This window comes from Candidatus Binataceae bacterium, assembly GCA_035294265.1.
Classification (GTDB): Bacteria; Desulfobacterota; Binatia; order Binatales; family Binataceae; genus DATGLK01.
In genome coordinates this window covers 1-4,415 of record DATGLK010000050.1, presented here as the reverse complement: position 1 = coordinate 4,415, position 4,415 = coordinate 1, and the positions used below count along the sequence as shown (strand labels likewise).

The 4,415-nt window shown below is 60.8% G+C and carries 3 protein-coding genes; all 3 read left to right on the top strand.

The genetic code is table 11. From position 1 onward, the window contains the following. A partial coding sequence (locus VKV28_08885; protein HLH76902.1) for a hypothetical protein occupies window positions 1–289 on the top strand: 289 nt, incomplete at its 5' end. 1,368 nt (window positions 290–1,657) lie between these two features. Next, the gene (locus VKV28_08880; protein ID HLH76901.1) at window positions 1,658–2,089 is read left to right on the top strand and encodes a hypothetical protein; all 432 of its coding nucleotides are present in this window, start codon (window positions 1,658–1,660) and stop codon (window positions 2,087–2,089) included. 11 nt (window positions 2,090–2,100) lie between these two features. Continuing rightward, window positions 2,101–3,540 carry a hypothetical protein gene (locus VKV28_08875; GenBank protein HLH76900.1) on the top strand — a complete coding sequence of 480 codons (1,440 nt, stop codon included), beginning with the start codon at window positions 2,101–2,103 and terminating at the stop codon, window positions 3,538–3,540. Window positions 3,541–4,415 lie beyond the last annotated feature (875 nt).

Below are 4,415 nucleotides of genomic sequence, written 5' to 3'. Positions count from 1 at the left end.
GCCGCCCCTGGTCGCGGCCTTTTCTATCGGCGCTTATAACCCTTGGATCAAACATCACGCCAACCCCGAGCAGGTCTGGCGAATGTTCAAGGACAGCGGCGCGCGCTACTTGATACCTATTCATTGGGGCACTTTCCGACTCTCCCAAGAACCGATGCAAGAGCCCATCGAGCGGCTGGAGCGCGCGGCGGGTGCCGACGCCAGCCAGATCGTCATCCGGCAGGTAGGCGGTTTATTTCAAGTCGGTGCCGCCCAGGCATCTCCAGCACCGCTCGCATCGTCCCATTAGCCTGCTGCTCATTAGCTAGCTTTCGCTCTCCTCGCCGCTTTGCCCTCCTGGACAAGCCATCGTTACGCGAGGGGGCTCGTCGCCATTGAGTTCGACGCCAAGTGCACGCGTGCCCGACCAAACGCGAATGCCGGCTCACGCGGCCTTGGGGTGACGAGCACCAATTTATCCTGATGGAAGAATTCGTAATGGTCGGCACTCTCGTTGACGCTGGCCATCAGTCCCACATCGCGCCACTTCACGTGGTGCAAACGCCGCTCACGGCCAGTTGTACTACGAGCAGCAGCGGGGTTCTTGTCTTCATGTTTCTCCGCCGGTCGTAGCGACGGGAAACAGATTTCCACAGCTTTTCAGGGTGGCCCCGGCGTCCTCATCGGAGGTAGGAGCGCGCTAGGTACTGGAGGTTCTGTGCGCTGGAACTCAAGGGCGCGTTGGATAGTTTGGGCGCACTGGGCGTCGGGCGCCCCTACGGGCGTACGTGCGCGAAGGGAGGCTTCTATTGCGCGGGCGCATTTTGGATCAGCGGTTCCCACACCGACCCCCCTTATTCCGATGGGAAAGTTAAAAGCCCGCACATTGGGCACCACCCGCGGGTGAAGCACGGTGGCCTTCTGCCCCAAAACCGTGCTTGGAGTAGAAATTTGCGCCAACGCAGGCATGGAACCGAAGAACGCTAAAAAGAGCGCCGTGGCAATTGCCATACGGGTTGCGCTTCGCATGCATTCACAACCCTCCCAGTTGTTCGCCCTCATCGCGAACATCCAACCAGAGCGGCGGGCGTCTTTGGGTGGCTTGCACGCAGAGTCGGCGCGTTCAGACTGTATTGACCGTCTCCTTTGTGGCAAGGCCAAATACAGATGGCAAGAGCTAACGTCGGGCGACTGTGGAATTCTTTAGGGATGATTGCAAGGGTCTGCCGCCACTTATTTGAGAAAGCATTTACTGACGGCTTTTGAAACCTGAAGGCACTGCTTGCGGTTGAAACGACGAAATACCTTGTCGCCGCGTCTGCTTGATGGGTACGGCCCTAGCTAACCCAGGCTAGCCGCCTGAGGGGCGTAGCCCTAGCATCCCGAAAGTTGTTCTGCGCCAGCGGTTCTTTGTCCGTTCCCGCTCCGCTTCCAGCGCCATCAGCAACCGGATCGCCGCGGGCGGAGCGGTCTTTGGCCGACCGCGAGGTTGCGAGCGGAAATCGGGCCACGAATCGGCGGCTTCCCCGACCGGGTAATGGTGCCTGATTGCGCGAAGGGCGGAGCTTGCGGAGCCGAGGCAGGTCTGACGAAGAGGGAGACTTTCCTTATTGACTGGTTCGGAATTGCAGCTTCGGTTGGCATTAAGGAGCAAAGTTTTGCTAGCTTTTGGTCGCTGATGATCGGACCGCTGAGCAACGCGAGCGCCGTCACACCGTCCATCTTCTGGGGAATGTTGGCTCTGACGCTCCTGGCGTTGTCGGTCGCGGCTTGCGGATCGGGCGGCGGCTCGCCAAGTATCCCACCCGCGGTCACCGCTACTGTTCCCGATTCTCAAGTCCATTCTCAAGGCATGGCTGCCGTCGTTGGCCGGCCGGGACGCGTGCAGCCAAACACCGACGTGCTGGCTAGCACGACCAATCCGCCGGCCGCTTCCTGGCCACTCGTGCGGTTTTACGGCGAGGACGGCTCGACAAGCGGTGCCGATGGCAGCTTCAGTCTCGAGGTCTGCGCGCAGGTCGGCGCCGTGATTTACGTGTTCGTGTCACCGGTCGCGGGCGGCAGGTTTGCTCCGAATTGGGTTCTGAGCGCGCAGGTAACCGTGCCGTAGGGATTCGGCCCATGATAGGAAAAAGTTGGGAGATTGCCGGGGAACCTCCCAATCCCGCATGGCTGAAGGAAGTGCAGCATGACACTGGCGCTTTGCTCTGGCGGGTCGGTCAAGGCTTTTTCGTCGGCGCCATCGTGATCGTGGCCGCCGACGGGGCTGTGCTGCGTCTGTTGGGTCGCCATCTCTGGCCCAATCCGTTCGCGATCACCGCGCTCGCGATCGCTTTTGTCCTGCTCCTCTCGCAACGGCTGTGGACCGGTTGGTGGGCGCCGGCGCCTGGACCCTGGTCATGCGTCGCGGCTTCGACCTGGAGCTCGATCGCGGTCTTCACGGCTTTTTGGGCGCTCTATAGCGTCACGGGCAGCAGCCAAAGCCTGGATGCGACCGGCTTCAACGAGCCGGTTCGGCAAGCGTACGCTTTTATCCACGGCCGGGCTTGGGTGGAACCGGTACCGGCCTTCATGGAGCACGTGACCTTTCACGGGCGAACCCTGTTGGTGCATCCCCCGCTGGCGGCTTTTCTGCTGGTGCCACTGGTCGCAGTTTGGGGGATGGCGGTCAATCAGACGGCGGTGTCGGTATTTATGGGCGCGGTGGAAATCGCGCTGGCCTGGCGGCTGCTCGGGCTCCTCCATCTCAGGCTGTCGCCACGCATCTGGCTTACCCTGTTTTTCGGCCTAGGCACCACCCTGTGGTTCGAGGCGACGATTGGGAATAGCTGGGATTTCGTCATCGTATGCTCGGTGCTGATGACGCTGCTGGCGCTCAACGAGTTGTTCGGTTCCGCGCGCCCGTGGTTGATGGGTCTGTTGACCGGAATGGCGGCGCTGGCCCGCAACGACCAGTTTCTCACCTGGCCGATTTATGCCGCGATCCTTTGCCTGCGCGGACGGCCCCTGAGGGAGCTGTGGAAGCTGCTGCCCGGATGGGGTATGGCGCTGGCAGTTTACGGATGGTTCAACTACATGCGCTACCGCACCTTGGTTGACCTTACCTTCAGGCTGTACTATCCGCACGATCCGGCCCATCTTTCGGCAACGCACGGGCCCTTTTCGATTCATTACCTCCCCAACAACCTGTACACCCTGCTGTTCATGGGACCTACCTTCAGCGGGCGCTTTCCCTGGATTCGTCCGACCTCCATGGGCCAGGGCTTACCGCTTACCAGTCCGGCCTTCGTGCTTGCGCTGCGTTCGAGCTTCAAGCAGAAGATCATGCCGCTGCTGCTGCTGGCGGCGCTTGCCGGCAGTCTTCCCAGCCTCACCGTGTACGCCAGCGGCTACGTGCAGTTTGGAGCGCGTTATTATGTGCAGGTCTACCCGTTTCTGCTGGTAATGATGGCGATGGGAATGAAGCGACGCACCGATCAGCTCAGCAAAATTCTGATCGTCACTTCCATCCTGTTGGTCGCTTTCGGCCTCTGGCAGGTACGCGCTATGGGCTTTGGCTAAAGCTGGCTCAATAGCGCACCCGGGGAAGATTCAGACAGTACTGCCCGATCATCCCTGGCCTCGGCGCCGCGATACTAAATGCTTCTCCATCAGTTGACCGGCATCGCCTGCTTAGAATAACCAGTATCGTCTCCGGTATCGACGCGGCGCAAAAGGGCATGCTTTGAAGACCGCCCGCAGCTCTCCCGTGACGCGATTGGCCAGGTAAGTGCCTCGTCCGGATAGCTCAGCCTGCAGCTCCGCGGCCTGATCTTGAGTTATCGCCGCCACGCGTTGCGGAAGCAATCGCGCCGGCAAGCAGCGCTCTTGGAAACCTCAACTCTTGGGCCAAAATCGCCGTTGCGCATGCGGCGATTGCGGCATCCAGGGCCGGCCTCTGCGCGGGCGGCGCAGATCGATGTGCTCCCCGGTCCACACTCGCGCCTCTACCTGCAGCGACGCGTTTGGAGCGACGATTCGCAACAAGAAATCGATGTTTCGGAGAGTATTTGCGCGCAGAGAGCGAACAGCAGGTTGAGAACGCCGTCTGGAAAGCGAGCAGCTAAGCGATGGGTTCTAACCGCCCACTATTCGATGCGGGCGGAAAGGAGAAGGCGAGCGATGTCTTTGAATCGAGCGACAATCATTGGACATCTCGGCGCGGACTCCGAACTGCGGAATCTGCCGAGCGGGCAGCCGGTCGTGAACTTCACGGTCACAACCGACGAAACGTTCCTCGACAAGCAGGGGCAGAAGCAGGAGCGGTCGAGTGGCATCATGTTGTGGCTTTCGCGAGGCTCGCCGAGACCTGCAAGGAATACCTGAAGAAGGGACGCCAGGTATACGTCGAAGGCCGCTTGCGCACGCGCGAGTACGAGGCGAAGAACAACGGCGGC